We start from the raw sequence: 25,696 nt of genomic DNA, 5'->3' as shown, positions 1-25,696 counted from the left end.
ACCTCACCTGCCGTCGCGTTCGACTCGTCCGATGTGCCCGGTCCGACCCGGCCCGTCGTGTTCACCCCATCCGGTCCTTCCCGAAGAGCCGAAACCGTCCGGTCCTCGGCGGCTCGCCGGGCCTGCCCGGCGGCTCCGGGGGCCTGGGCGGCAGCACCGGCGGCGGTCGGTCCTCGGCGCCCGCCCGGTACGCCGGCGGCGGTTGTCCGGGCAGCGGCATGCGCTGCCGTTTGCGTTCCATCGCCGCCTCGTAGCCGCGCCGCCCCTCGGCGAGCGGGTCGTATTGGGCGTGGCCCGCCAGGTACGGGTCCGGTTCGCCGAGCCGGCGCAGCAGTTCGGCGGCGCCCGGGCGGCGTACCGCGTCCGCCTCGAACACGCCCTGGAACAGGTCGAGCAGCAGGCCCTGGGTCTCCACGCCGACCGGGACGCGGCCCTGGCGGATCGGGCGTCCGGTGGTGACGTGGTAGGCGACCTGCGCGGCCGACCAGACGTCGTCGTGCGGATCGGCCGGTCCGGGCCCGCGCAGCGGCCCCGGCGCGGCCCACAGCGCGGTGCCCAGGCTGCTGCGCGGCTCGCCGGCCAGCGCCGCGTGGCCGAAGTCGACCACCTGGAGCCGGCGTTGCTCGCGCTGCCAGCGCACGCTGCTCGGCGTCAGGTCGCCGTGGACGACGCCGGCCGACTCGAGGTAGCGCACGGTACGAAAGATGGCCCGGCGGAACGCGTCCTGCTCTTCGGTGAGGAGTTTGCCCACCACGTCCTCGGCGGGCGGACAGGGGCTCGCCTCCAGGAGCAGGAACGGCTCGACCCCGTCGAAGTCGTGTCCGGCCACCCGGGCCAGCTCGCGCGGATATCCGGCGCCGCCGAAGGTGCGCACCAGGCGCAGCAGCACCCGGATCTCCGTCTCCAGGCTCGCCTCGGCGCCCACCCGGCGTCGCGGGTCCAGCCGCCCGAGCCGCTTCTGCACGAAGACGCTGCCGTCCTCCACGTCGCGCACGTCGCGGATCCGGAACGGCTGCCCGGGCGGGGCCGGCCGGTCCGGGCCGAACTCGACCCGGCGCTCCACCGAGTAGCCCTCGGGGTCGGTGTAGCCGAGCTTGCCCTCGGCCGACGGCTCGCCCGCCTGCCCCGCGCCCCCGCTCACGGCGCCCATCCGCCGTCGTACCGGTCGTCACCCGCACCGGGTCGGTCGGCGCCGCCGGCGCTCTCCTCCCAGATCCGCGCGTCGTCCACCGAGCCGGGCAGCAGCGGCAGCAGGCGCAACACGCCGGCCATCCGCCCGCCGCCGGTCCACACCAGTTCGTGCTCTATCGGGTGCCCGGTGCGGCGCTCGCGCAGCGCCTCGCGCACGGCGGGGCGCACCCCGCGCGGGGCGAAGCGCACGCTGACGGTGTGCGTCGGCGCGTGGTCGAGCAGGATCAGCTGGTCGCTCGCGCACAGCTGCAACATCGAGTGCGCCGCGGGCTGCCCGAGCAGTTCGGCGATCCGGTCCGCGTCGCCGCCGACCGCCTCGCCGACGTGCGGACGGTCCTGGCCCTGCCGGCCGAACGGCGGCGCGGCCTGTACCCCGTTGTGCGCGAGGTGGTCGGCGTACGCGCGCAGCACGGGTCGCAGTTCGGGCGCCGCGCCGCGCCGGGAGACCTCCGCCGGGTCGCGCTCCAGGAGCGGCCACAGCGGCTCGAACGCGGCGTGGAGCGCGTCCACGAGGTCGCCGAGCACGGTGTCGTACAGGCTCGCCCCGGCCGCGCCCGGCGGCGGGCCAGAGGGCGGCGCGGGACGGCCGGGGGGCGGGTAGGCACCGGTGCCGAAGGCCTCCGCGCCGGGATACGGCGGTACCGGGCGCCCCGGCGGCGGGTAGCCGCCGGTGCCGGGATTGCCTCCGCCGGGGTACGCCGGCGCGGAGGGGAAGCCCGGGGTCGGGCGACCGCCGCTGCCGAAGGTGTCCGCGGCCGGGTCCGGTCCGGCCGGCTCGCCGGTGAACTGCCGCTCCAGCGCGGCCGCGTCGTCGGTCAGGAGTGTGGCGCTCTCCTCCAGCAACGCGGCCAGCACGGTGGCCCGGTCCACCGCCTCGCGGCGCGGGCCGGCCAGCGCCCAGTCGTTCCACACGGTGCGCACGAGCAGCCCGTGCAGCCCGTGCAGCGCACGGGTGGCCGCGCCCAGGCCGAGCACGTGGTCCCAGTGCCGCACCCGCAACCGCCAGTCCAGGCCGGGCAGCACGAGCAGTACGGCCAGGCCGAGCACCAGGGCGAGCGGCCCGACGCCGGTCGGCGGATCCCACGCCCGCCCCGCGAGCACCCCGCAGACCGCGCCGACCAGGGTCACCAGGCCGGTGACCACGATCATCGGCAGCGCCTCGGGCGGCAGCACGGCCCGGCCCTCGCGGTCCGGGCGCCGGGCGGTGATCAGGATCGATCCGAACAGCGCGAGCACCACCGCCAACCCGGCGCCGGCCACGCCGAAGGCGGGCCACAGGGCGGTCAGGAACGCGCCGACCAGCAGGCCGGCGACGATGCCGACGTGGGCCGGGCCGAGCGGGAACGCGGCCGGGCGCAGGTAGCGGGTGAGGAAGCCGTCCGAGCAGCTCTGGTCCACCTCGTGGGCCCGGGCGGCGCCCGCCCCGGGGGTGATCCGGTCGGCGAGTTCGCGCAGTCGTTCGGCCAGCCCGCGCAGCCCCTCGGGGCGGTCGAAGGCGGCGGCGGTACGGGTGTACAGGGCCGCGGCCACCGAGTTCGCGCCGAGCCCGGGGGGCTCCGGGATGACCACGCCGACCTGGTCCAGCCAGGCCCGCCCGTCCGCGTCGAATCCGGCCGCGCCCCGGCCCACGGTCTGCCGGACCAGGTCCCGGTAGTCCCGCAGCACGGTCGCCGCGTCGGCGATCTCGCCGTCGATCGAGCGCCCGCCCCGCCCGGCCGAGCCGTAGAGCGCGACCGGCGCGGCCAGCGCGGTCAGCCGCTGCTGGGCCCGCTTGAACCCCTGCTCGGCATGCGCCCACCGCACCCCGAGCACACCGTCCGGACGCACGCACTCGCGCACCCCGCCGGTGGTGGTGGCCAACCCGGCGCCCTGCTCGTCGGCCAGCGCCGCCAGCGGCTCCGGCCAGGGTTCGTCGACCCCGCCCTCGGCGCCGGCCAGCCGCTGCACGGCGCGTATCCGGGCCCGCTGTACCGCGTCGTCCCGGATCCGGTGCACGAACACGTTCATCCCGGGGGCGGCGATCGAGCGGGGCATCTCGGTCACCCCGGCGAGCACCTGGTCGAACACCTCGGGCTGGCTCAGCACGTCGACCAGCGGCGCGAGCGCGTCCGCGTCGTCGGGGGTGAGCACCACGCCGGGTGCCCGTCCCGGCGCCCATTCGGTGCCCCGGACGTCGCCGACCCACAGCGTGGCCGCGTCGCTGCCCGCGAGCTGGCCGGGTCGGCGCAGCACGATCGAGCCGTCCACGGGCGCGCCGACCGCGACGCACACGACCTTGCTGTACATGCCGGCGAAGATCCGCTCGTACGCGTGCCGGTGCGCCACCAACTCGTCGACGGAGTCGAGCACGAGCACCCGGTCGGCGTCCACGTTGCGGGTCCCGGCGGGCACCCGGGTGCGCGCGTAGGCGGTCTGTACGTCGGCGAAGGTCCGGGCCGCCATCACCGTGTCGTACTCGGTGCGCAGGTCGACCACGATCACCAGCGGGCGCGGGATGCCCGCGCCCGGAACGGCGGTGTCGGTCACCAGCCACCCCCGGGCAGTTCGCGCTCGTCGTGGTCCTCGGGCGGGTCGAGCCGTCGGGTGCGGTCCAGGCCGTCGAGGCGGATCGTGTGGTCGTCCGGATCGGGCTCGTCGAGGCCGGGCCGGTCGTGCGGGTCGTACGGATCACGCGCGGGGCGCGGGTCGTACGCGTCCCGGGCACCGCGCGCGTCCCGGTCCGCGCGCGGCAGCGCCGGCGGATACGGGTCGTAGGGTTCGTCCCGCTCGGTCCGCCCACGGCGCTCCGAGGCATCCCTGTCGTCCCTGTCGTCCCGGTCGTCCCACCGCGGCGCCGGCTTGTCCAGGCTCGGTCGGGTCGCCTCGGGCGAGTCCGCGTCGCGCCACGCGTCCCGGCCGCGCGGCTCCGGTACGTCCCGCCGCTCCCGCTCCTCCTTCTCGAACACCGGGCCGCGCGGCTCCGGAACGGCCCGCCGCTCGCGCTCCTGCTCCCGAGGGTCCTCCCGGTCGTCCCGGGGTCGACGCGCCTCGCGCCGCTCCCGTTCCCGGTCCTCGCGCACCCGTTCCCGTTCGTCCCGCACCTCGCGCGCCTCGCGCACGTCCCGAACGTCGCGCGGATCGCGCGCATCACGCTCGCCGCGAAGACCCCGCGCCTCCGGCACGTCACGCGCGTCCCGCGCATCGGGCGCGTCCCGCCGATCCCGCAGGCCGCGCCCCTCCCGCACGTCCCGCGCATTCCGCTCGTCCCACGGATCCCGCTCGTCCCGCACCCGCTCGGGCCCGCGCCGCTCCCGCTCCGAACCGCGCTCGTCCCGGTCGCGGTCGCGTTTGCGCTCCCGGGCCCGCTGGTCCGCCTCCCGGTCCCACGCGTCGTCGCGCTCGTCCCTCCGGCGGTCCCGCTCCCGGCCGCGCTCGTCCGCGCGATCCCATCCGTCACCGGGTGCGTCGTCGTACCCCGCGCCCGGGTATCCCCCGTCCTCCTCGTCCCGATACTCCAGCTCGCGCAACGAGTCCCGGTTGGCGCCCTGGTGCGAGAACGACAGGTCGAGCGCGGCGGGCAGGGTGATCTCCCACAACCGCAGCAGCTCCTCCGCCCAGCCCCGGCTGCGCTCGGGCAACCGGTCACGCAGTTCGTGCAGCGTGCGCACCTGGCGCGGGGCCACCTCGTGCACGAAGTGCCGGTACAGCGGCGCCGGTTCGCGCACCCGCGAGCCCAGCCCCTCGGGGTAGGTGAGCATCAGCTGCTTGGCGAACTCCCGTCGCACCGACGCGTCGTCGGTCAGCGTCCACTCCTCGTAGGCGCGCAGCAGGCTGCCCCAGGAGGAGGCCCGGTCGAACGGGCGCAGCGGCAGTTTCATCACGGTCGACCCGTGCGGCAGCCGGATGTCGACCACCTCGGGCGAGGACCGGTCCCCGCGCGCCACCTCGACCTGGCCGTTCCACATCGCGCACAACAGCCGGTGCAGGATGTAGGCCCGGTGGCCCTCGGTGGTGGCCAGCCAGTCGTAGGTGAAGCCCAGCCGCTGCCGCCACTTGAGGAAGTCGACCGGGTCCTGCCGGTCCAGCGAGCGCGACCACTGCGCGAGCACCTGGCGCACCTCGGGCACCTCGGTCAGGCTCATCGCGCTGCGGAAGAGCACCACCACGATCGACTCCTGCTCGACCGCGCGGAACTCGATCTTGCGGGAGGGCTCGTTGGGGATGTTGAGCATCCGTTCCAGGTATTGCCGCACGTCCGCGTCGTGCGCGGTGCCCGGGTGCGCGATCAGCACCTTGAGTTCGCCGCTGCCTTCGGGCGAGAAGCCGTTGGGCAACATGCCCGCGAGCTTTTGCACGAACTGTTCCAGGTCCTCCTCGCCCACCGAGGCGCCGCGCTTGGTGGCGGCACGGGTGAGCAGGTCGCGCACCGGCGGCAGCAGCGGTTGCGCGTTCAGCTCGCCGGCCTGTACGAACAGGGACTTGACCTGCTGCTTGATCTGGTCGCGCACGTAGGTGACCGCGGCCGGGCCGCCCTCGCGCTCCTCGCCCATCTCGTACGCGCGTTGCCAGATGCCCGTGCCGAGGAGCTTGCCGACGATCTGCGCGGCGCCGGCGGTCTCGGGCAGCCGTTCGCGGTCCACGAAGCGGCGCAGCACCTGGCGGTAGAACGACTCGAGGTTGCCCTGCGGCGGCAGCAGGTAGGACACGCCGGAGCGCTGCCGGTACAACTCGCGGGTGGCCCGGGCGAAGTTGGCCTCCTCGGTGTCGCGGTGGTCGTTGAACGCCTGGGCGAGACCGTCCACGACATGCCGCAGATAGACCATCTTGCGGTCCCACACCTCGGCCTGAGCGCCCCACTGGGCATGCCAGTTGCGCCGCGAGCGCCACTCGAACCAGCGCTGCTGGGCGGCCAGTGCCCGCTGCACCTCGGGGTCGCCCCACTTGGCCTTGACCACCCCGCCCGCGCGGTCCTTGATGGCCGGTATGTGCGGCGCGTTGACGTTGACCCCGGCGGGTGGGGCGGGCTCGGTGCTGCAGTGCGCGAGCAGACCGGCGACCCCGGGCCGATCCGCGTCGGAGTAGAGCCGCCGGTCGCCGAAGAGCACCCGGCGGGCCCGGAACAGGTCGCCGTCGGCCAGCAGTTGGCGAATCCCGCGGGCGTGGTTGAACTCCTCGGCCAACTGGGCCGTATGGGTGCGCAGTTGCGCCTCCTGCTGGCGCAACGCCTGTTCCATCGCCCGGGTTCGGGCGTTGAGCGCCTGCATGATGCCCGCGGCGCCCTTGGCCGGCGAGGGGTCGGCGACGTGCGGCGGCGCGCACAACCACAGTTCGCTCAGGCCCGCCACCGACATGAACGACTTGATCTGCTCCAGGTTGGCCTCGGCGGACACCCGCACGTCCGAGGTCAGATCGCGCACCGCCTGGGCGAGCAGCCGACCGGCCACGATGTCGGCGAGTTCGTCCACCGGCACGGTCATCGACGCGACCAGGCTGGTGGAGACCCCGCAGGCGCCGATCCCGCTGGGTGCGGGCACCTCGCGCCGCACGCCCTCGTTGATGAAGCTGTCCGCGAACGACTGGTAGAGGTCGCCCTGGACGACCGCGTTCTCCAACTCCGGTGCGCCGGAGTTGAGTCCGGTCCCGATCAGGGACATCACCAGCGAGACCACCGAGCGATGCAGGTCCTCGCGCTCGATGCCGCTGGTGCGGCTGAACAGGAAGCCGGTCTGCACGGTGCCGGCCTTGAGCCGGGTCGACTCCAGACCGGGGTAGCGCACCGCGAGGTTGCCCGCGGGCGCGCCCAGGCCGGTGTCCAACTCCTCCTGCGCGTACTGCCCGTTCTGGTCGTCGACCAGCTGGAACAGGTCGAGCAGCGCGCGCCCGGCGTTGAGCACTGCGGGCCGGCCGCCCCCGCGTTCCTCGTCGAACGCGGACGGCATCAGCACCAGCGGGTAGATCTTGATCCCGTCGTAGCCCTGCGAGAACGCCTCGCCGATCAGGTGCAGGTAGTCGTAGAAGATCCCGCACCCGGTGCCGCCGGCGATGGAGAAGGCGACGAACACGTCGCAGGTGTTGCGGTTGTTCTGGCTGCCGCTGAGCGCCATCAGGTGGTCGTTGCCGTTGCTGATCAGGCCGACCGCACGGCGCAACGGGTCCATCGCCGGCGCGAGTCCGTGCCGGAAGGTCTCGAACAGGGCGGCGCGCCCGACGGTGGGCAACTGCCCGGCGCCGCGCCGCAGCGGGGTCACCCGGGGCTCGCCCTCGCGGGCGGGCAGCCAGGGGATGGTCTCCTCCGCCGCGTTGATCCGCAGCGAACGGGCCACTTCCGGATAGGTGTTCAGCGGCGGCACCAGCTGCGTGGTCAGGTGCGCGTTGCGGTCGGCGGCGGCCCGGTGCGCGGGCGGCGCGGCGCGCAACCGCTGCCGCTGCAACTCGTTCTCGTTCAGGTCGGCGTAGACGAACTGGATGCAGTTGGGCAGTTGGTAGGGGGCGAGTTGGCCACCGAGCCGCTGCATCAGCCCCGTGCCGTCCGCCCCGCACAACTCCTCGCGCAGCCGTCGCTCGAGTTCGGCTCCGATCAGACATCCGGTACCGCCCAGGCCCACGAACAGCATGGACTGGTGGATGGACATGCCCCTGCGGCCTTGCGCTGCCACGGGCCCTCCTCGAAAAGTGCGTGACGTGCGAGTTCAGGTGCCTTGGACCTCGTGCCGGGGACTAACGCGGTGGTCCGTAGCCGAACGTGGTGTCGTCGGGGCCGCGGTCGGCCCCCGGACCCGAGCCGGGCTCCGCGGGCGGTCCCGAACCGTACGGGCCGTAGGGGTTGTACGGCCGTTCCGCGCCGTGGACCCCCTCGCCGCCGTACGGTCGCGGCGGCGTGGGCGCGGCCGGGCCGTAGCCGCCGTAGGGATCGGCGGAACCCCCGCCGTACGGATCGGCGGAACCGCCCACCCCGTCGGCCGGCCCGGCCTGCACCCGCTCGTCGGCGAAGCCGAGTGCCAGTCCGGGTTCGATCTCGGTGGGGCGGCCCATGTCCAACTGCAGACGTGTACCGAGCGGGGTCTCCACGTCCAGGGTGCCGGTCGCGGCGGTCCGGCGCACGGTCCACGCGGTTCCGGGTTCGTGCTGGTACAGCGGTATCAACTGCGGCGGGAAGCCGGTGGTGTCGAGCTTGAACCACATCGCCTCGGCGCGCTCGTCCAGCGGCCGGGTCTCCACCCCGATCTGCTGCCCGTCGCGGTACAGGCGCAGCACGATCGGCCCGATCCGCCGGGCCCGCCCGCGCCGCTTGGCGAGGTAGCCGAGCAGGCCGAGCAGCAGCGCGATCAGCACGACGCCCCCGATCACCAGCCACAGATACCGGTCCCAGAAGCCGGGCGGCGGCTCGACCGTGATGGTGCGGGTGGTGTCGGCGAGGACCTTGTCGCCGTCACTGGTGTCCACCACCCGGACCCGGCCGGTGTGGTCGCCCTTGGCGATGCCGTCGCCGAAGGCGAGCTCGAAGCCGAACGAGTCGGAGCCGGCGCTCACCCGCTGCTCGCCGCCGGTGATCCGCATGCCCACGTTCGGCGGGAAGTCGGCGACCACCCGCAGGGTGTGCGGTTTGCCGTCGGTGACCTTCCACTGCACGGTGCCGGCGACGCTGCCGCCGGGTTCGATGGTGGTGTCGCCCCATGTGAGTTCGACGCCCACGGGCGCCGGGCCCTGGCCCAGGGTGACCGTCTTGACCTCCTGGGCGCCGGCCACGCCGGGTGCGGTGATGGTGCCGGTGAAGCGCACGTCGCCGGTGGTGCCGCCGGGGATCCGGTAATCGCTGTAGAACTCGCCCTTGTCACCGGCCTTGAGCGGGATGTCGGCCTTGAGACCGGCCCCCTCGACGTGCCCGGCCACCGTGACGCCCTTGAGCGCGGCGGGATCGGTGAGGTTCTTCTCCCGGGTCTGGAGGAAGACGCTGAACCGGACCGACTCGCCCACGCTCGGCTGCGGCGGGTTGAGCTGCACGTAGGACTTGACCACGCCCTGCCACAGCGCCGCCGCGCTGACCGGCCCGGACGCGCCGGCGCGTGCCTTGAGGTGGATCCGCCACTTGCCGGCGATCGGGTCGGACACCCGCAGCGTCTCGGTCCGCGAACCCTGTCCGCGCCGCTCGGTGCCGGGCGCGGCGTCGACCTGCCTGCCGTCCGGGTCGAAGAAGGTGGCGTCGATGTCCGGGTTGGCCTTCTGCACCTGGATGACCACGTCGGTGGCGATCGCCGGGATCGTCACCTCGAGGTCGGCCTCACCGTCGACCTCGGTCGAGTCGGTCTGGGTCACCCCGGCGCAGCGCGCGCTGCCGAACGCCTTGCGCAGCGTCTGGACGACCTCGCCCGAGTCCTTGATCACCGACGCCTTCGGCGCGTCCTCGGGGCGGGCCGAGCAGAAGGACGGCGCCCCGCCGCTCGCGATCCGGTTCAGCTGCGCGGTGTCGATCCCGGCGCCGAAGCCCAGTGGCCAGATCTGTACGCCCGCCGCCTTGGCCTCGGCCAGCGCACTGGTCAGCGCCTTGTCCAACTCGCCCGGGATCCGCGCGGCGTCGGCGCCGTAGCCCTCGTTCGGCTGCACGGACATCGCGCCGTCGGTGGTGATGAACAAGACCCTGGGCTGCCCGGCCGGCGCGGAGCGGAGCATGCTCACGCCCTGCTTGATCGCGGCCGGGATGTCGGTGTTGTTGCCCTCCTGGTCGGTGCGCGGGCGCAGTTTGCCGGCGCACCCGGCCGCGGTCGGGTCGGAGACCGGGATCATCGGGCAGACCACGTCCACCGCGGGCCTGGCTCCGGCGCCGCTGCCGAAGCCGACCACGCCGACCCGGGAGTCGGGGGAGAGTTCGCCGATCGCGGCGAGTCCGGCGGCGTCCTTCTCCCGATCCAGGTCGGGGCCCTTGAGACTGCCGGACTCGTCGACCAGGACCACGTAGGAGATCGGCGCGACCTTGAGGTTGGGATCTCCACCGGGCGGGTCGGCGGCGCGGGCGGCGCCGGGCAGGAGCGCGAGTGCGAGCGCGCCGAGCCCGATCGCTCCGGCCGACCGTCGCAAACGCCGTGTGGAGGGCGCCGGCCGCGGCGCTCCCCGGCGGACAGGCAGCACCACTGTGGCGTCCCCCCTGCTGTCGGCCCCGCCGAGCGCGGGACACACCTCGGGTGTTCGGCAACGTTCTAGCAGCAATGCGGGGGGTCGCGGGCACCGTTCGCGATCACTGGAACACGCCCGGTTCCGATCCGTTATCGGCCACCACCCGTGCACCCCCGTGCGGGCTTCCACGATGCACCATCGCACCGTCCGGCGGAACCGAATCGGCCAGATACGAACAACGGCCGCAGCGGTTCCACCCGGAAGTGGAACTGCCGCGGCCGTCAGGGCAGTTGGCTGCCCGTGCCGATGGCGCCGGTTACAGGTCGACCTGGCGGAACAACAGCCCGATCTCGTCGTTGGACAACCGGCGGGTGCGGCCGGGCTTTTGGTCGCCGAGCTGGATCGGGCCGAACTGCGTGCGCACCAGGCGCTCGACGGGGAAGCCCAGTTCGGCCAGCATGCGCCGGACGATGTGCTTGCGGCCCTCGTGCAGGACCACCTCGACGAGGTAGTTGTTGCCGACGCTGTCCACGATCCGGAAGCTGTCGGCGCGCGCGACGCCGTCCTCCAGTTCGACCCCGTCCTTGAGCCGCTTGCCCAGGTCGCGCGGGATCGGGCCCTGGATCGAGGCGAGGTAGGTCTTGCGCACCTCGTAGCGGGGGTGGGTGAGTCGGTTGGACAGCTCGCCGTGGTTGGTGAGCAGGATCAGGCCCTCGGTCTCGGTGTCCAGCCGACCGACGTGGAACAGGCGCTGCTCGAACTCGGTGATGTAGTCGGCGAGGGTGAACCGGCCGTCCGGGTCGTACATGGTGGAGACCACGCCGGTCGGCTTGTTGAACGCGATGTAGGTCTCCGCAGGGCGGGTCGGGATGCGCATCCCGTCGACCTTGATCTCCACCGTGTCCGGGTCGACCCGCATGCCCTGCTCGGTGACCCGCTCGTCGTTGACCTGGACCCGGCCCGCCTCGATCAGGTTCTCGCAGTGCCGGCGGCTGCCGATGCCCGCGTCGGCCATCACCTTCTGCAGCCGCACGCCCTCCTGCTTCTCCCGCTCGTTGCGCTCGGTGTTGCGCATCGTGGTGGGCCGGCGGTCGGGGCGACCGGTGCCCGCCGAGGGGCGGCGGTCCTTGCCGCCCGCGGCGCCCGACTTCGGCTGCCCACCCGCGCCGCCGCGACGGTTGTCGTCGGCGACCCGCCGGGGCTGCGGAGTGTTGCTGCCGCGCCCGGTGCCCCCGCGCTTGTTCACCGAGCGTTCCTTGCCTCGGTCGTTGCCGCCGGAGCCTTGCCTGTTGGTGGGTGCCATCAATCTTCCGTAGTCGTCTCGCCGTCGTCGGGATCGGTGTGCACCGCCCCGGTATCCCTCCCAGTATCCCCGCTCCGCGCAAGCGGGTACGCCGCGCGGGTCGGCAGCAGCTCCGGACTGGCCCCGCCCTCGGCCTCCAGGGCCTCGATCTCGGGCAGGAAGGGGGCCAATTCCGGCAACTCGTCCAGCGAGCGCAGGCCCATCCGCTCCAGAAAGTATTCGGTGGTGCGGTACAGCGTGGCCTGGGTCTCGTACTCGACCCCGTACTCCTCGACCAGCCCGCGCGCCAGGAGCGTGCGCATCACCCCGTCGCAGTTGACACCGCGCACCGCGGCGATCCGGCCGCGGCTGACCGGCTGGCGGTAGGCGACCACGGCCAGCGTCTCCAGGGCGGCCTGGGTGAGCCGGGACTGCTGCCCGTCCAGGACGAAGCGCTCGACCGCGGCGGCGTGCTCGGGGCGGCTGTAGAAGCGCCAGCCGCCGGCCACCTCGCGCAGGTCGAAGCCGCGCCCCTGGGCCGTGTACTCCAGGGCCAGCGTGCGCAGCGTGGCGACCACCTCGGGCAGGGGGTGGTCCAGCACCTCGGCGAGCAGGTGTTCGGACACCGGCTCCTGGACCACCATCAGGACGGCCTCCAGGGCCGCCGGGAGGGGGCTGTCGGACACCGGGAGGGTGGGGGGCGGGGTCTTGGCACGCGCGGCGCGGGGAGCGGGCACCGCGGCCTCGCCGGGCGCCGGCGGCCGGTCGGGCCCGGGGGCGGCCTCGGGTTCCACTCCGGGTTCGCGCCGGTAGCCGTCGTCGTTCACGTGCCCTCCTCCTCGTCCGCGTCCCGCACCACGGTGTCGAATTCGTCGAACTCCGCGCTCACCGCCACGTCCTCGGCGGCGCCCGCGATCCACCTCACGGTCAGCTCCCCCAGCGCCTCGGCCTGGTCGAACCCCACCGCCAATTCGCGGAAGAGTTCGAGCAGGACCAGGAACCGGGCCACCACGTGCAGCGTGTCCGGCGCGTCCGCGGCCAGCTCGGCGAAGGTCGCGCTGCCCATCCGGCGCAGCCGCTCGACCACTATCGCCGCCTGCTCGCGCACGCTCACCCGCTGTGCGTGGATGTGCTCGATGGACACCACCTTCGGCGCCTTCGGGGTCATCGCCTTGGCCGCCATCCGGGCGAACCGCTCCAGGTCGGTGGTGATCACCACCTCCGGCAGCAACCCCTGGTAGCGCGGCTCCAGCGGCACGTCGCGCGGATACCGGCGGGACTCCTCGGCCCACCGATCCGCCAGGATGCCGGCGATCTGCTTGTACGCCCGGTACTGCAACAGCCGGGCGAACAGGATGTCCCGAGCCTCCAGCAGGGCCAGGTCCTCCGCGTCCTCGACCTCGGCCGCGGGCAGCAGCCGGGCCGTCTTGAGGTCGAGCAGGGTGGCCGCGACCAGCAGGAACTCGGTGGCCTGGCCGAGGTCCCAGTTCGGGCCCTGGGCCCGGATGTGCGCGATGAACTCGTCGGTGACCCGGGACAGCGCCACCTCGGTGACGTCCAGCTTGTGCTTGGCGATCAGGCCGAGGAGCAGGTCGAACGGGCCCTCGAAGTTGTCCAGGCTGACCCGGAAGCCGGCGCCGTCGTCCGCCGGCGGCACCGACGCCGGCGCCTCGGCGGGTGCGGCCGGGGCGGGCGCGGGGACGCGGACCGCGGCGGGTCCCGCCTCGGGATCGGCGGGCCCGGATCCGACCCCGGCGGCGGACGTCGACGGCGGCGACCCGTCCGGCCCGACCGGAGCGGCGGGCCGGCCCGGGCCGCGCCCGAGCGCGCGTCGGGGGCGGGCGGAACCGTGGGTGTCGGACATCGTGCGCTCAATGGTGCGGGCCGCGACTGCGGGAAACGGCACGGACCCGCCGGGCGGTGGTCCGAATTGGGCCACTCAGGGGACCGGCGGGTCCGTCGAGACTTCACCGAGCGGACAACCGCTCGCATCGGGATCGTCGCTCAAGAGCCACGCAGCCGGCGGACGAGGATGCTCGCCTCTCCGCGCGCCTCCAGGTCGGCCAGGACCACCGCGACCGCCTCACGCACTATCCGCCCGCGGTCCACGGCCAAACCGTAGTCGCCGCGCAGACTCAGCCGCGCGTGTTCGAGGTCCATCAGTTCCTCGGCGGAGACGTAGACGGTGATCTTCTCGTCGTGTCGCTCGCGCCCGCTCGGGCGGCGCTGCGCACGGGTGCGCCGATGGGCCGGACGCGCGTTCGGGTCGACCCCCGCGGCGGCGGACATCGACGACGCCCCCGACGGCGTGGGCGCCTCGCGGCGACCGGGCACGGGATGTTGTACGGCGTGCTGTTCGGCCTCGCCGGGTCCGCCGTCCGCACCGGACGACTCGTGTCGCTCGGTGCTGTCCGGTGTGGCCCCGACCGGTGGAACCTGCGCCGGCACGGTGCCGCGCTGCTCTCCCGCTTCGCCGCCGGCGCTTTGCTGCTGTCGCAACATCGCGCCGCCGGTGGTGCGGAACAGCTCGTCGGCACCCGGCAGACTCACTCGGCGCGACACCGGGCGAGCACCTCCCTGGCGAGCTGGCGGTAGGCGGCGGCACCCACCGAGTTGGAGGCGTAGGTGGTGATCGGTTCGCCCGCGACGGTGGTCTCGGGGAACCTGACGGTGCGTCCGATCACCGTGTGGAAGACCTGGTCGCCGAACGCCTCGGTGACCCGGGCCAAGACCTCGCGGCCGTGCACGGTGCGCACGTCGTACATCGTCGCCAGGATGCCGTCGAGCACGAGGTCGGGGTTCAGCCGCTCGTGCACCTTCTCGATCGTCTCGGTCAGCAGCGCCACGCCGCGCAGCGCGAAGAACTCGCACTCCAGCGGCACGATGACGCTGTTCGCCGCGGTGAGCGCGTTGACCGTGAGCAGACCGAGCGAGGGCTGGCAGTCGATGATGATGTAGTCGTAGTCGTTGACCAGCGGCCGGATCGCGCGCGAGAGTGTGGTCTCCCGGGCGACCTCGGTGACCAGTTGGACCTCGGCGGCCGACAAGTCGATGTTGCTGGGCAACAGGTCCATGCCGGGGATGATCGTCTTCAGCAGCACGTCGTCCGCGCTGAGATGACTTTCCATCAGCAGGTTGTAGACCGTGAGTTCGAGCTCCATGGGGTTGACGCCCAGGCCCACCGAAAGTGCGCCCTGGGGGTCGAAGTCCACGAGCAGGACCCGGCGGCCGTATTCGGCCAGCGCGGCACCCAGGTTGATGGTCGACGTGGTCTTGCCGACGCCGCCCTTCTGGTTGCACATCGCGATGATCTTCGCCGGTCCGTGTTCGCTCACCGGCGCCGGGATCGGGAAGTAGGGAAGGGCGCGCCCGGTCGGGCCGACCCGCTCGCGCCGCTGCGTGGCGGCGTCGGGAGCGAGGGTCGCGGCGTATTCCGGATCCGGTTCGTAGTCCGCGTCGGGGTCGAACGGTCCGCCACGCAGTTCCTCGGCGTAGCGCAACTCGTCGTCGTAGTAGTACATGTCGTAGGCGTACTCGTGCGCGTCCGGGCCATCGAGCCCTTCGGGCCCGGCCTGGCCGGCCGGGGCGGTGTGGCCCGCCTGGACGGCGGCGTCCGTGCGCGTCCCCTGCTGGTCCTGCGGGCCGTCGGCGGGCCCGTAGGAAGAGGTAGTCGGCGCTGCACGGCCCGGCGCCGCCCCTGGCTGGGCACCCCCGGGAGCAAATGTCGACTCGTTCACAAGTCGTCTTACCTCCTTGCCGACCAGGTCATTTCTTGCTTCGTCAGCCTGAGTCCTTGCCGACGGATCGCGACTCTATGGCGTTGCGGACGGTCGCAGCAAGGCGAACCGCCCGACGCATGCAACATGTGAGGTGATCCAGTCAAGCGCCCGAGGGTGGGATCCTCAGTACATCTGATGTGGTCGGTCGGGGGTTTCGCGCACGTAGACTCGGGTCGTGGACACCGAGGAATGACCCAGGAGTTCCTGGACGACCCGGACATCGGCCCCACCGTCGAGCAAATGTGTGGCGAACGAACTCCGAAGCGTACGTGGGGAGATGCCCCGCTCCGGAGCACATCGGCCGGCCGCGTCGGCAAGCACGGCCCACCCGCTCTGCCGTGACAGCCGGCCGCCTCGCGCGTTGAGGAAGACGGCGGCGCCACCGGATCCCGAAGCGGCCAACTCCGGGCGCGCCCGCATCAGGTACACGTCGAGCGCGGCCAAGGCACTCGCCCCCAAGGGCACGACCCGCCGCCGCCCACCCGAACCGCGAAGCCCGATCGTGCCGGCCGCCAAATCGACATCGGCGAGGTCCATGCCCACCGCTTCCGAAACCCGAGCCCCACACCCATACAACACCTCGACCAAGGCCCGATCCCGAAGCCCGAACACCCCCGAGGCAGCCGAAGCGGCAACGAACAACGCCTCCACCGACTCCGGCGACAGCACATCCCCACGCCGCCGCACCGAAGCCACCGGGGGCGGAGCAACCCCACCCGCCACATCCACGGCAACCCACCCGGCACTCACCGCGAACGCGTGAAACCCCCGCACGGCCACAAGCGCCCGCGCCACGGAAGCCGGCGCCAATCCCTCATCCCGCAACGCCTCACCAAACGCACGCACATCCGCGACCCGAACCCCGCCCAGCCCCTCGATGCCTAGCCCACGCACATAGAGGAGGTACCGCCCAAGATCCCGCCGATAGGCAACCAACGTATTGCGGGCCAACCCACGCCGAAGCCCCAAATACCCCAAATACTCCTCGACAGCGATCTCCACGCCCTCATTCTGGCGCCCAAAACACCACATGCCGCACACCCACGTCATCGGGGGTGTACGGCATGCGAACAACAACCTCAACAGGCCCAACTCCGGCTCAGCCCAGCCGGCACCCGAACCCAAGCAGCCAAACCACAACCCTCAACCCCAGCCAAGCAGCGCGCCCGGCGCTTGAAGCCAAGCAGTCAAACCGCAGCCCTCAAGCCCCAGCCAAGCCAACCTCAGCCCGGCCGGCGCTTGAGGCCACTCAGCCCGGCCGGCGCTTGAGGCCACTCAGCCCGGCCGGCGCTTGAGGCCACTCAGCCCGGCCGGCGCTTGAGGCCACTCAGCCCGGCCGGCGCTTGAGGCCAAGCAGTCAAACCGCAGCCCTCAAGCCCCAGCCAAGCCAACCTCAGCCCGGCCGGCGCTTGAGGCCAATCGAAACGGGGTCAGGAACCCAGGACCTCTTCGAGCGAAACGGCGTCAATCCCCAGCGCCTCGCCCACAGCCGCATTCGTAAGCCGACCCTCATGCGTCGACAGACCCAGCGCCAACGCCCGATCCGCCTTCGCCGCCTCACGCCACCCACGATTCGCCAACTGCACGATGTACGGCAGCGTCGCATTCGTCAGCGCATACGTAGACGTGTGCGGCACCGCACCCGGCATGTTCGCCACGCAGTAGAAGATCGAGTTGTGCACCTTGTACACCGGGTCGTCGTGCGTCGTGGCGTGCGAGTCCTCGAAGCACCCACCCTGGTCGATCGCGATGTCGACCAGCACCGAGCCCGGCTTCATCCGCGACACCAGCTCGTTGGTGATCAGCTTCGGCGCCTTCGCGCCCGGAATCAGCACCGCGCCGATGACCAGGTCCGCATCCAGCACGGCCTTCTCGATCTCGTACGTGTTCGACGCGACCGTCTGAAGATGCCCCTGGTAGATCCGGTCCGCGTCGCGCAGCGCCTGGATGTTCCGGTCGAGCAGCAGCACCTCGGCCTGCATGCCGAGCGCGATCGCCGCGGCGTTCATCCCCGAGACACCGGCGCCGATCACGACGACCTTCGCGGCGTAGACGCCGGAGACGCCGCCCATGAGGGTGCCGCGACCACCGCCCTGCGCCATCAGGTGGTACGAGCCGACCTGCGGCGCGAGCCGACCGGCCACCTCGGACATCGGCGCGAGCAGCGGCAGCGCGCCGTTGGGCAGCTGCACCGTCTCGTAGGCGATGGACGTGGTCCCGGCGTTGAGCAGGGCCTCGGTGCACTCCTTACCCGCGGCGAGGTGCAGGTAGGTGAACAGCGTCTGGTCCTTGCGGAGCCGGCCGAACTCGGAGGCGATCGGCTCCTTGACCTTCAGGATCAGCTCGCCGGTCGCCCAGACCTCGTCCGCCGTGCCGAGGATGGTCGCCCCCGCGGCCACGTACTCCTCGTTCGGGATGGACGAGCCGACGCCGGCGTCGTGCTCGATGAAGACCTCGTGACCGTTGCGCACGAGCTCGTGCACGCCGGCGGGCGTGATCGCCACGCGGTACTCGTGGTTCTTGACCTCGCGGGGGATACCGACCTTCACGGCTATCAAGTCCTGTCGACAGAGGGTTGGGCACCGGCGAGCGCGAGCATGCGAATGCACGCCGTACCTCGTGGTGTCCCTAGCTTAGTGCGGTTGGAACCCCCCGCCAACCTTACAAAGTGGCAGTGAGGACTCGACCGCTTGTCTATTTCGTAGGTTGCGCCCAAAAACTTTGGACAGCAGCGAGTACCCGGAAGGGGATCACTCGTCACCCAGAAAGCGGCGGACCTCGTCGGCCTCGGGCGCGCCCGCGTCCACGAGCAGGGCCAATGCCTGCCGGCGGCGCGATCGGGCGTCCCGGGCGTCGCCCGAATCGAGCGCCAGTTCGGCGCTCTGCAACAGCGCCAGCGCCTCCAGCCGCTCGTCGCCGGCCGCGCGAAACGCCTCCATCGCGTCCCGGTACACCGTCAGCGCCTCCGGCACCCGACCCGCCTCGCCGAGCACGGCGGCGATGTCCGCCAGCACCCGGCCGATGTCGGCGGGGTTGCCGATCCGCCGACGCACCCCGAGCGCCGCCCGGTGGTCGCGCACCGACTGCTCGAAGCGGCCCATCCGCGCGTGCAGCCGGCCGAGGTGGGAGAGCACCCGCGCCTGGCCGGCCGCGTCGCCGATGGTGCGGCGCAGCAGCAGCGACCGGTCGTACCAGTCGGCGGCCCGCTGCAGGTCGCCCAGGTCGGCGTAGGCATTGCCGAGGTTGACCATCGCCCGCCCCTCGCCGGCCGGGTCGCCCAGCCCGCGGGAGACCTCGAGCGCCGCGCGGTAGCAGGACAGCGCCTCCTCCAGTTCCGCGCGCGCGACGTGCAGGTTGCCCAGATTGAGCAGGGCCACCGCCTCCTGCCGGCCGGAGCCGGCCCGGCGCGCGGTGGTCAGCGCGAGTTCGTGCAGTTCGCGTACGTCGCTCCAGTGCGCGCGGCGGTCCAGGAGCCGGGTGAGCACCGAGACCAGCCGGCGCGTCGCCGCGTCCAGTCCGGCCGCGGCGGCCACCCGGGCGGCGGCCAGCAGCTCGGGCCGCTCGTCGCGCAACCACGCGCGGGCCTCGTCGGCGCTGTCGAAGCGCACGTCGGCGGCCGGGTCCGGACCGCCCGCGCCGATGATGATCCGCTCCGCCGAGCGGGCCAGGCGCACATACCGGTCGAGCAGCCGCACCCGGGCGTTGCGCCGCTCGCCGGGCCGCTCCTCCGCGTCCAGGCGCTCTTGTACATAGCCGCGCACCAGGTCGTGGAAGCGAAAGCGGCCCGGTACCGAGCCCTGCTCCAACAGGTGCAGCTCGCGCAGCTCGATCAACGACCGGGTCGCCGCGTCCGGCCCGCAGTCGGCCAGCGCCGCGGCGGCGTCAGCGCCGAACTCGCGCCCCGGCACCAGCGCGAGCAGCCGCAGCAGTCGGGCGGCCGACGGCACCAGTTCACGATGGATCAGCGAGAAGCACGCCCGCACCGCCAGGTCGTCCCCGGCCTGCTCGTGCAGCCGCAACCGCTCGGCCCGCAGCCGCCGCCCGACATCGGCCATCGCGTAGCGCGGCCGGGCCCGCAACCACGCGCCCGCCATCCGCAGCGCCGCGGGGTGGTAGTCGCACAGCGTGGCCAACTCGTCCGCGGCCCGCGGATCGCACGCGACCCGGGTGTGCCCGGCGAGGTTGCCGAGCAACTCCGCCGCGGCGCGCGAGTCGAGCATGTCCAGCGCACAACTGCGCACCGCCGCCGCCCGCCCCAGGCCGGTGAGCGGGGCCACCGAGGTGACCATCACGAGCGTGGTCGGGCTCTCCGGCAGCAGGGGCCGCAACTGCGGCGTCCCGGTCACGTCCTCGAGGAGGATCAGGAACCGTTTGCCGTCCAGGTGCTCGCGAAAGAGGCGGATGCGCTCCTCGTGTGCGGAGGGGATGCTCGCCGTGCCGAGCGCGTACAACATCGACTCCAGCACGTCGCCCGGCGGGATCAGCTCACCGCGCGGCCCGGTGAGCCGGGCGTAGAGCCGCCCGTCCGGGAAGTGCGGGGCCAGCCGATGGGCGAGCCGTACCGCGAACTCGGTGCGCCCCACCCCCACCGGTCCGGTGATCGCGACCACCCGGTCCCGGGGCAGCCACACCGTGCGGGTGGTGCCGGGGTGTTCCGGATCGGTCGGCGCGAGTTGCGCGGGGATCGCCGCGCCGGGTCCGGTCACCCAGGTGTAGAGGGTGTCGAGTTCGTCGGTACGCCCGACGAAGTCGGGTCCGCCGGGCGGCAGTTGGTCCACGATCGCGGGCAACGTCCCGACCGGCGCGCGCATTCCGGGAACCAGCCCCTCGGTCGACGCGCACGCGACCTCGGACTCCCCGGTCACACCCACCGCAGACGCCCCCTGTCTCACCCACACCCATCGCGCAGATTACGACCACGCAGCCGCCCACAGGGTCCGACTCGCCAACCCCGGGTCGCGAAATCCCGGGCCTTTCGCCCCCGGGGCAACGGGTGAGCGGGTGGGCACAAGCATCCCGTGCCCACCCGGACGCGACCGCGGCCCGTCAGAACGGCCGAGCCGGCCAGGGCGCGTCCGCGGCCCGCAGCGCGTCCAACCCGTCCCCCGCCCGCGCGGCCGCCAGCGCCAATGCCCCCGAAACCAGTATCGGATTGTGCACTTCGCCCGCCAGGATCAGCCCGATCGCCTCGTCCACCGGCAGCCAGGCGAGCTCCATCCCGACCTCCTCGTGCTCCACCGCGAACCGCTCGGCGGTGGACTCGGACAACCCGCGTGCGAGGAACACCCGGATCGCCTCGTCCGAGGAGCCGGGAGTGGTGTAGATGTCCACCAGCACGTTCCAGACGGCGGCCTCGTGGTGCGCCTCCTCGAACAACTCCCGCCGGGCCGCGTGCAGCGGATGTTCGCCGGCCACGTCCAGCAACCCGGCCGGGATCTCCCACAACTTCTGCCGCACGGGATGCCGGTACTGCCGCAGCACCAGGATGCGCCCCTGCTCGTCGAGCGCCACCACGCCCACCGAGCCGGGGTGGGCCAGGTAGTCGCGCCGCGCGCTGCTCCCGTCCGGCATCTCGACCTGGTCGCTGCGCATCGACCAGACCCGCCCCCGAAACGGCGTCTCACTCGCCGAAACCGGCCACGACTCGGGGGTGTCGCCGATCCTCGCCCGAATCCGCGGGTCGTTCACGATGCGCTTCCTCTCACCCGGCCGCCGGCCGAATACCGCCGCCCCGATCGGCCAGCCTAATGGTCTTCGACCGCGCGCTGGCCACGAGCGCGAGCGTGATCGCCCCGACGCCGACCGCCGACGACCGGGTCGGCCGGGCGGCCGGCGCGTGCCGGCGCGTGCCGGCCGGCGACGACGGCACGACCCGAGTCGCGGCGAAACGCGGGAAGCCACCCGCCCGCGTGCGCGGATGGGTGGCTTCCCGGGTCGTCGAGCGCTCGGGCGGGTCGAGCGGTCGGGCGCGTCGAGCGATCCTACGGTGGGCGATCGGTCAGGAGGTCGTCTCCGCGACCCGGTCCTCGCCCTTGATCCGGCGGACCGCCGCCGCGACCAGGCCCGCGAACAGCGGGTGCGGACGCGTGGGGCGGGACTTCAGCTCCGGGTGGGCCTGGGTCGCGATGAAGTAGGGGTGCTGCTCGCGCGGCAGTTCGACGTACTCCACGAGTCGGCCGTCGGGGGAGAGCCCGGAGAAGACCAGGCCGGTCTCCTCCAGCCGGGTCCGGTAGGCGTTGTTGACCTCGTAGCGGTGCCGGTGGCGCTCCTCGGAGCGGGCCGCGCCGTACACCTCGCGCGCGATCGAGCCCTCGGCCAGGTCCGCGGTGTACAGGCCGAGCCGCATCGTGCCGCCCAGGTCGCCCTGGCCCGCCACGATGTCGAGCTGATCGGCCATGGTGGCCACCACCGGGTGCGCGGCCTCGGGGTCGAACTCCAGCGAGTTGGCCCCGTCGAGCCCGGCCAGGTTGCGCGCGGCCTCGATCACCATGCACTGCAGGCCCAGGCAGATGCCCAGGGTCGGGATCCGGTGCTCGCGGGCGTACGCGATCGCCTGCACCTTGCCCTCGACGCCCCGGTCGCCGAAGCCGCCGGGGATCAGCACCGCGTCGCAGTCGCCGAGTTCGCGCGCGGCGCCCTCGGGCGTGGCGGTGTTGTCCGAGGTCACCCACTTGATCCGGGTGCGCACGTTGTTGGCGAACCCGCCCGCGCGGATCGCCTCGGTGACCGAGAGGTAGGCGTCGGGCAGGTCGATGTACTTGCCGACCAGCGCGACGGTGACCTCGCGCTCGGGCTGGTGCACCCGGCGCAGCAGGTCGTCCCACTCGGTCCAGTCCACGTCCCGGAAGTTCAGCCCGAGCCGGCGCACCACGTAGGCGTCCAGGCCCTCGGCGTGCAACACCTTGGGGATGTCGTAGATCGAGGGGGCGTCGATGGCCGCGACCACGGCCTCCTCGTCCACGTCGCACATCAGCGAGATCTTGCGCTTGATGTCCTGGGGCACCGCGCGGTCGGCGCGCAGCACGATCGCGTCCGGCTGGATGCCGATGCTGCGCAGCGCGGCGACCGAGTGCTGGGTCGGCTTGGTCTTCAGCTCGCCCGAGGGGCCGATGTACGGGAGCAGCGAGACGTGCAGGAAGAAGACGTTGTCCCGGCCGACCTCGTGCCGGACCTGCCGGATCGACTCGAGGAAGGGCAGCGACTCGATGTCGCCGACGGTCCCGCCGACTTCGGTGATCACGATGTCGACGTCGGCGGCGGCCATCGCCCGGATCCGCGACTTGATCTCGTTCGTGATGTGCGGGATCACCTGGACGGTGTCGCCCAGGTATTCGCCGCGGCGCTCCTTGGCGATCACCGTCGAGTAGACCTGACCGGTCGTCACATTGGCCGAGCCGTGCAGGTCGACGTCGAGGAAGCGCTCGTAGTGGCCGACGTCCAGGTCGGTCTCGGCGCCGTCGTTGGTGACGAAGACCTCGCCGTGCTGGAACGGGTTCATCGTGCCGGGGTCGACGTTGAGGTAGGGGTCGAGCTTCTGCATGGTGACCCGCAGGCCGCGCGCCTTGAGGAGCGCTCCGAGGCTCGACGCGGTGAGCCCCTTGCCAAGCGAGGAGGCGACGCCTCCGGTGACGAAGAGGTGCTTCGCCTGCCGGGTGCGACTGGGCGTCTGAGGCACTGCCAAGGAAGGGCTCCCGTGGTTGCGATGAGAGGGATGTCCTGGGGACATCCGAGGGATATCGAAGGGGACGCTGTTGGGCCGACGCGGGCCCGGAACAGTCCCACCAAGTCCACGGGATACCAGCCTAACAGCGTCGGGGGCCGAGGTCCCGCACCCGGGGCGGTACAACTGCGACACCACCCGGCGATTGCCCAGAGTGACGACGCACGGGAGAATCCGGACGCATGCCGACGGAACGGCCGAGTCGGATTCCACGCAGAGTCAACGAGCGGGTCGGCAAAAGCAGGCACGTTTCAGCGCCGACGGCGCACTATGCTACGCAGACGGCGCGCGAGCCTCTCTCCGTTCGCCGACACCCGCGCGCAGCGGAAACCACGCGCGCGACGGGTGCACGTCCCCCGGATCCCGACGGGACGACATTTCGGGAGCACCGGTCGATTCGGCCACCCTTGCGGCGGTCGATCACGCGTGCGTGGTGCACCCTGGAATGAATCGATCAAGGCAACCGAGGCAACGAATCGATCGATCGCCGATCAGAAGACGACCATCGGCGCGCAGGGTACGTACCACCCGCAGCAGCACCCAGCACCACCCACCGGTACCGGAACGCAGCACGACCCACCGGCACCAAATGCAGCAACCCGTACGAGCCGATCCCTCGTACGCGCCCAGCCCCCCGGCCGGCCCCCGCCGCACACGGCGGGACCACCGGCCTCACCAGGACGACCAGGAACGGAAAGCGCTGCCCGTGACCAGCCGCATCGAGGACTACGCCCTCATCGGGGACATGCAGACCGCCGCTCTCGTGGGCCGCGACGGTTCCATGGATTGGCTCTGCCTCCCCCGCTTCGATTCGCCCGCCGTGTTCGCCGGCCTGCTCGGCAGCGAGGAACACGGTTCGTGGCGGGTCGCGCCGCTTTCGGGCGGCCCCGCGACACGCCGCCGGTATCGCGGCGACTCGCTGATCCTCGAATCGGAATGGGAGACCCCTCGGGGCACCGTTCGGGTGATCGATTTCATGCCGCCGGCCGACGCCCTGGTGGGCGCGCCCGTGGTGGTGCGGATCGTGGAGGGCGTGTCCGGGCAGGTGCCGGTGCGCTCGGAGCTGCGCATGCGCTTCCACTACGGCAAGGTCGTGCCCTGGGTACGCCGCGAGGCGGACGGCCGCACCGTCGCCGTCGCCGGACCGGACGCGGTGTGGTTCGACAGCGACACCGAGACCTACGGGCGCGGGCTGACCACCTATTCGGACGTCACCCTCGGGGAGGGCGATCGGGTCACGTTCACCCTCACGTGGCATCCCTCGCACGTCGACGGCCCGCTGCGCACCGACGCGCTCGCGGCGCTGGCGGACACCGAGGCGTTCTGGGCCGACTGGATGACCCGCTGCACCTACCAGGGCCCGTGGCGCGAGCCGGTGGTGCGCTCGCTGATCACGCTCAAGGCGCTGACGTACGCCCCCACCGGCGGCATCGTCGCCGCGCCGACCACGTCGCTGCCCGAGGACGTGGGCGGCGTGCGCAACTGGGACTACCGCTACACGTGGCTGCGGGACGCGGCGATGACGCTGGGGGCGCTGCTCAAGACCGGCTTCGTGGACGAGGCCAAGGCGTGGCGCGAGTGGCTGCTGCGGGCGGTGGCGGGCGATCCGGAGAACCTGCAGATCATGTACGGCGTGGGCGGCGAGCGCCGGCTCACCGAGTACGAGGCGACCTGGCTGCCCGGCTACGAGGGCTCGCACCCGGTACGGATCGGCAACGCCGCCGCCGAGCAGTTCCAGCTCGACGTCTACGGCGAGGTCATCGACGCGCTGCATCTGGGCCGGCAGGCCGGCATGGAGGGCAACGACCACGCGCACGCGCTCCAGCTCAAGCTGATGGACTACATGGAGCAGCACTGGCGCGACCCGGACGAGGGCATCTGGGAGGTGCGCGGGCCGCGCCGGCACTTCGTGCACTCCAAGGTGATGGCGTGGGTCGCGGTGGACCGCACCATCCGGATGCTGGTCGAGCAGCCCCAGGCATCCGACACCGACAAGATGCTGGAGCACCTGAAGGGTGTGCGCGAGGAGATCCACCGCGAGGTGTGCGCGTACGGCTACGACGCCGAGCGCAACACCTTCACCCAGTACTACGGCTCCACCGAGTTGGACGCCTCGCTGCTGCTGATCCCGCAGGTGGGCTTCCTGCCGCCGGAGGACAAGCGGGTGATCGGCACGATCGAGGCGATCCAGCGCGAGCTGACCGAGGACGGCTTCGTCCGCCGCTACCCCACCAACGGCTCCAGTGTCGGTCTGGACGGCCTGCCCGGCGACGAAGGCGCGTTCCTGGCCTGTTCGTTCTGGCTCGCCGACGACCTGGCCATGATCGGCCGGGTGGAGGAGGCGCGCGAGCTGTTCGAACGCCTGCTGGCGCTGCGCAACGACCTGGGCCTGCTCGCCGAGGAGTGGGACCCGCGCCTCCAGCGCCAGGTGGGCAACTTCCCGCAGGCGTTCAGTCACGTGCCACTGATCGACACGGCACTGCGACTGACGGCGACGATGCGCGCGGGGGCGGTCGCGGCGGCGGAGTAGGAGGGGCGGGGAACGTCCGGCCCGACTCGGTGTGACGTTCGGGCCCGGTGGGCGCGCTGTGCAGGTGTGCGCACCGGCCCCGGGCACCACTCCCGGCCACCCGGCCC

General features: G+C 72.5%; 15 protein-coding genes. 1 reads left to right on the top strand and 14 read right to left on the bottom strand.

Going from position 1 to position 25,696, the window contains the following annotated elements; translation table 11 throughout:
- Positions 1-61: 61 nt before the first annotated feature.
- The 14 genes from B4N89_RS23605 to B4N89_RS23540 all read right to left on the bottom strand — a co-directional run bounded on the left by B4N89_RS23605 (position 62) and on the right by B4N89_RS23540 (position 23,014).
- Positions 62-1,141, bottom strand: coding sequence for a protein kinase domain-containing protein (locus B4N89_RS23605; RefSeq protein WP_161500794.1), 1,080 nt, complete (start codon positions 1,139-1,141; stop codon positions 62-64).
- On the bottom strand, positions 1,138-3,717 hold the full coding sequence (locus B4N89_RS23600; protein WP_078977805.1) for a hypothetical protein: 2,580 nt from the start codon (positions 3,715-3,717) through the stop codon (positions 1,138-1,140). Before B4N89_RS23600 ends, B4N89_RS23605 begins: the two co-directional genes overlap by 4 nt.
- Positions 3,714-7,826: a tubulin-like doman-containing protein gene (locus tag B4N89_RS23595; RefSeq protein WP_201260889.1), complete on the bottom strand. Its 4,113-nt coding sequence runs from the start codon at positions 7,824-7,826 to the stop codon at positions 3,714-3,716. The genes B4N89_RS23600 and B4N89_RS23595 overlap by 4 nt, the downstream gene beginning before the upstream one ends.
- 61 nt (positions 7,827-7,887) lie before the next feature.
- Complete coding sequence (locus B4N89_RS23590) at positions 7,888-10,242, bottom strand: VWA domain-containing protein (protein WP_143658064.1); 2,355 nt, start codon at positions 10,240-10,242, stop codon at positions 7,888-7,890.
- A gap of 352 nt (positions 10,243-10,594) precedes the next feature.
- Positions 10,595-11,524: a pseudouridine synthase gene (locus B4N89_RS23585; protein ID WP_321170706.1), complete on the bottom strand. Its 930-nt coding sequence runs from the start codon at positions 11,522-11,524 to the stop codon at positions 10,595-10,597.
- Positions 11,525-11,580: 56 nt separating this feature from the next.
- On the bottom strand, positions 11,581-12,204 hold the full coding sequence (scpB, locus tag B4N89_RS23580; RefSeq protein ID WP_235618973.1) for an SMC-Scp complex subunit ScpB: 624 nt from the start codon (positions 12,202-12,204) through the stop codon (positions 11,581-11,583).
- 179 nt (positions 12,205-12,383) lie between these two features.
- Entirely contained in the window at positions 12,384-13,424 is a 1,041-nt protein-coding gene (locus B4N89_RS23575; RefSeq protein WP_078979576.1) for a segregation and condensation protein A, read from the bottom strand.
- A 140-nt stretch (positions 13,425-13,564) separates the two neighbouring features.
- A complete protein-coding gene (locus tag B4N89_RS23570) occupies positions 13,565-14,122 on the bottom strand; it encodes a hypothetical protein (RefSeq protein ID WP_078977800.1) in 558 nt (185 codons plus the stop codon).
- Positions 14,107-15,081: a ParA family protein gene (locus tag B4N89_RS23565; protein ID WP_020555592.1), complete on the bottom strand. Its 975-nt coding sequence runs from the start codon at positions 15,079-15,081 to the stop codon at positions 14,107-14,109. Before B4N89_RS23565 ends, B4N89_RS23570 begins: the two co-directional genes overlap by 16 nt.
- Before the next feature lie 381 nt (positions 15,082-15,462).
- Positions 15,463-16,341, bottom strand: coding sequence for a tyrosine-type recombinase/integrase (locus B4N89_RS23560; RefSeq protein ID WP_321170705.1), 879 nt, complete (start codon positions 16,339-16,341; stop codon positions 15,463-15,465).
- Between the two features lie 428 nt (positions 16,342-16,769).
- Entirely contained in the window at positions 16,770-17,888 is a 1,119-nt protein-coding gene (ald, locus tag B4N89_RS23555; protein ID WP_078977799.1) for an alanine dehydrogenase, read from the bottom strand.
- Positions 17,889-18,089: 201 nt separating this feature from the next.
- Positions 18,090-20,210, bottom strand: coding sequence for a tetratricopeptide repeat protein (locus tag B4N89_RS23550; RefSeq protein WP_143658063.1), 2,121 nt, complete (start codon positions 20,208-20,210; stop codon positions 18,090-18,092).
- Positions 20,211-20,385: 175 nt separating this feature from the next.
- Positions 20,386-21,027, bottom strand: coding sequence for an NUDIX domain-containing protein (locus B4N89_RS23545; protein WP_078977797.1), 642 nt, complete (start codon positions 21,025-21,027; stop codon positions 20,386-20,388).
- A 310-nt stretch (positions 21,028-21,337) separates the two neighbouring features.
- A complete protein-coding gene (locus B4N89_RS23540) occupies positions 21,338-23,014 on the bottom strand; it encodes a CTP synthase (protein ID WP_078977796.1) in 1,677 nt (558 codons plus the stop codon).
- A gap of 751 nt (positions 23,015-23,765) precedes the next feature.
- On the opposite strand from B4N89_RS23540, the gene B4N89_RS23535 reads away from it, so the two are divergent.
- Positions 23,766-25,589 carry a glycoside hydrolase family 15 protein gene (locus tag B4N89_RS23535; protein ID WP_101897157.1) on the top strand — a complete coding sequence of 608 codons (1,824 nt, stop codon included), beginning with the start codon at positions 23,766-23,768 and terminating at the stop codon, positions 25,587-25,589.
- Positions 25,590-25,696 lie beyond the last annotated feature (107 nt).

The organism is Embleya scabrispora (assembly GCF_002024165.1).
In the GTDB taxonomy this organism is placed as follows: Bacteria; Actinomycetota; Actinomycetes; order Streptomycetales; family Streptomycetaceae; genus Embleya; species Embleya scabrispora_A.
Note: the sequence above shows the minus strand (reverse complement) of the source record. Positions and strands in the feature narration are given on the sequence as shown.

What these genes read in the sequence shown, in the direction of transcription:
- B4N89_RS23565 (WP_020555592.1), bottom strand. Translation starts at nt 15,081, where the DNA reads ATGTACTACTACGACGACGAGTTGCGCTACGCCGAGGAACTGCGTGGC.
- B4N89_RS23575 (WP_078979576.1), bottom strand. Translation starts at nt 13,424, where the DNA reads ATGTCCGACACCCACGGTTCCGCCCGCCCCCGACGCGCGCTCGGGCGC.
- scpB (WP_235618973.1), bottom strand. Translation starts at nt 12,204, where the DNA reads ATGGTGGTCCAGGAGCCGGTGTCCGAACACCTGCTCGCCGAGGTGCTG.